Raw genomic sequence first — 3,361 nt, forward strand, 5'->3', positions numbered from 1 at the left:
GATTAAATCACTCGCTGATTTGAACCTAATGCTTTCTGCACCCAACGACACAACTTTTATTTAATTCTTGTGGTTCTTAATCAGTGAACCTCTAACAAAAGTAGTACTGTCGACCGATCTAGGGTGATCTCTATCCAGACTCGGCAGGCAACCCTGGCATGTATGTCAGAATGAGAGTCACCTGATATGCGAGAGCTTGAGATTCGTGATTGAGGTAGAAGTTCATCAGCAACTGCGAGCCTTTCTACGGGAGCAGGGCAAACCCTACTGGTCGCACCACTTAACGATGGCGCGCTTAATGGCGCGGGCGCTGCGGCTAGGACGAAGTGCCTTGATGCAAACTGATGCGCTCTCTCGCTACCACGGGCGCTATCGGTTAAGCTACCTAGTTCCTGTACTAATGTGGCAGGGACCTGTCATTCTAGTTGCCACTGAAGCCGTGCAGCAGCGGTTGCTGCTCGTAGAAATTCCTCAGCTGCGTCAGTGTATTCAGACCAGCAAACCAATTCGCACGGGCGATCGCTTCCCCAGTTCGGATTTTCAAGGACTGCTGCTGACCACTCCAGAGTCTTGGTTGAGCGATCGACTGCATCAGCAAGGACGATTCCCCGCAGGCATTCCCACGCTGATCGATGGTGCAGACGATTTGGAGAGCTGGACCTGCTCTCAACTCACCACGGTGATTCGGACTGCCGACTGGGACGCATTAATGCTGGCTTACCCAGAGCAGACGGATCTCATTCGGGATACCCGCGTTCAGCTTACCCGCTCGATCTTTCAGCGTCCTGCCAATCCCTATGACTGTTATTTAGCCGAACAATTTGAGCAGCGAGTTTTAGAAGCTCTGTTTGACGCACTTGCGAGTTCTAGCAGCGCCACAGATCTACCCGCTGTCTGGGAAGCGTTTCGCGATGCGCTGCAAGCTGAGCATCGGCTGCTCTGGGCTGAGGTTTCTCGCCAGCAGGGGCAGTTTTCGCTTCACTGTGGTCCGGTTGAGGTGGCTTCGGTACTGGCTCCAGTCTGGGATCAGCAGCCGATCGTGCTAGTGGGTGGCGCGTTAGATCTTGACGCAGAGGCATCTACCTATCGCCAACGCTTGGGATTGGGCGATCTCACCTGTCTCAAGTTTGCGTCCGATCGCCAGGATGAGTTAATTCATCTATACCTACCCGAACGGCTGCCGATGCCGAACACGCCAGAATTTCAATCCGCTCTGATTCAGGAGATGCATACGCTGCTGCGAATTAGTTCAGGATCACCCGGCTTGGCAGTGCTTATCGTTGGAGACGTACCGCTAAAAGCTCAAGTAGGTTCGGTGCTAGCGGCGGAGTTTGGCTCTAGGGTGCAAGTAGAGCGCACCTGTCTGGATGATAACGGCGTCCTAGTGACGGGGTGGGAGTTTTGGCGACAGCACCAGAATGTCTTGCCTGCTCCGTATCTGCTGGCGATCGCCACGCTGCCAATTCCGTCTTTAGAAAATCCGTTAGTTGCTGGGCGCGTTGCCTACTACAAACAGCAGCGCCAAGACTGGTTTCGCCTGTATCTGCTCCCTGAGGCACTCAGCGAACTCCAGCAGGCGATCGCGCCTGTGCGTGAGCGCCAAGGCGTAGTAGCGCTTCTAGACAGCCGCGTCATCCACCGCAGCTATGGGCAGCAAGTCCTAACAGCGCTAAACCCGATGGGACGGGTGAACTATCTTGATGCCAACCTATTTTCGCAACCAGATTTCTCAATCTTGGACTGACTCGGTTAGCGAGGAGCGGCTTCACCAGCGCTTCAGTGACGGTATCATAGACATACAGATTTCTAGTTTTTGCTATGGGTGACGCAAAGCGACGCAAAGAGACACTTGGGGACAAGTACGGCCAAGAATCAACCATCGTTCCTTGGTTGCCTATCACTAAAACTCAAGCCAGTCAGTTTGTTCAGTGGACAACGCGGGGGGCCTGGGCAGGCATTGGTCTACTAGTAGTCTTTTGGATCACAATTCGGTTTGTTGGACCCACATTTGGCTGGTGGCAGATTGATTAAACTTTAGATAGGAAATAAAGATGGGATCTCGTAAATTTGCAAGGGACCCTAAAGAATTTTAAACAATGGGCAAATCATAACGAAATTTATTGGATGAACGAGCAGTTATAGTCTAGGCTCAGGGTGCTCAGTTGAAAGTCCTCAAGGATTTGTGTCTATCAAAGGTTGTTTTGCTTGCACATATCATCAATATTCATAAGTAGACGACTATCTCTAGGAAGACTGTCTTTGGCTAAAGAATTCGCTACTCTGAAGATAGAAGCTTGTGTTAGGGCTAATTCTATGAATTTGCTTTCTACTAATGAAATCTTAAGAAATTATTAAATGGGTTTAGAATAAGGTGTGGTGATTGGAGGGCAATTGTGTTCCTAAGACTTGCAGAGCAACACCGTCAATTTGTTCAGGATCTAGTCATGAGCCTGCAGGCACTGGCTATTGTGCTAGAGCGCCAAGGTTATTTGGCATCCTGCTACACCTGCGGCGGACAGATGAATAGCGCATCCTTCATGGTGAGTCTGGGCAATGACCACCTAATCCGATTCCTTGTATCTGACTACGGTATTACATGGACAGAGATGCGCGACGATCGTGAACTCATGAAGCTTGAGGGTGCTGAGGCAATCAGCCAGCTTCAAGAGCTTGCGAATCAGGTGAAATATCACGGCAGGCCCATACAGTCTGAGTCTTCGGCTTCGCTAGTTTAATTCTCTCAATGCTTAAGATTCCTAAGTAGCAGGCGTCTCTTGTTTATACGGCAGGTGCTTCATCTTTGCAGTGCTTCACAATGTGCTACCTACTTTTCACTTCGCTACAGGTTAGCTGTTGGTGGCGTTAAGGCGTTGCGTACTTTTATCACTTAGGAAAGCTTTAAGCACATGAGGGTTGAGGAGATTCAGCCTCTCAATGCGCTTTGTAGTAATCAAGGAAGCACATTTTTGTTGTGTCTACCTGTAGCAGCCACTTGGTACCCAATCAGAGCTGCTGTAAAAACTTGTAGATAGTTCTTTACAAGACTTAAAAATTCCATTAATATACGGTCATGGTTGCTAACGCAGCCGATTATCCATAAACCTCATCTCTGTAATAATTCCACCATGACGACTACGCTACAGCGCACCGAGCGTGCGAATCTGTGGGAGCAGTTCTGCAACTGGGTAACCTCGACCGACAACCGCCTGTACGTAGGCTGGTTCGGCGTTCTGATGGTCCCCACCCTGCTCTCTGCCACCATCTGCTACATCATCGCCTTCATCGCCGCTCCCCCCGTGGACATCGATGGCATCCGTGAACCCGTTGCTGGTTCCCTGATGTACGGCAACAACATCATCAC

Annotated in this window: 3 protein-coding genes and 1 pseudogene; all 4 read left to right on the plus strand. The window is 50.2% G+C overall.

The annotated features are described in order from the left end of the window. The first annotated feature begins 205 nt into the window (after positions 1-205). Positions 206-1,744: a helicase C-terminal domain-containing protein gene (locus tag H6F43_RS01935; protein ID WP_190340332.1), complete on the plus strand. Its 1,539-nt coding sequence runs from the start codon at positions 206-208 to the stop codon at positions 1,742-1,744. 74 nt (positions 1,745-1,818) lie between these two features. Continuing rightward, a complete protein-coding gene (locus H6F43_RS01940) occupies positions 1,819-2,031 on the plus strand; it encodes a DUF2839 domain-containing protein (protein ID WP_190340333.1) in 213 nt (70 codons plus the stop codon). Positions 2,032-2,393: 362 nt separating this feature from the next. Beyond that, positions 2,394-2,735 (plus strand): DUF1815 family protein, encoded by a 342-nt coding sequence (locus H6F43_RS01945; RefSeq protein ID WP_190340334.1) that lies wholly within the window; start codon positions 2,394-2,396, stop codon positions 2,733-2,735. A gap of 390 nt (positions 2,736-3,125) precedes the next feature. Continuing rightward, positions 3,126-3,361: pseudogene (locus tag H6F43_RS01950) on the plus strand (photosystem II q(b) protein); the annotation flags it as partial.

The sequence above is a fragment of the Leptolyngbya sp. FACHB-36 genome (assembly GCF_014695955.1).
In the GTDB taxonomy this organism is placed as follows: Bacteria; Cyanobacteriota; Cyanobacteriia; order Leptolyngbyales; family Leptolyngbyaceae; genus FACHB-36.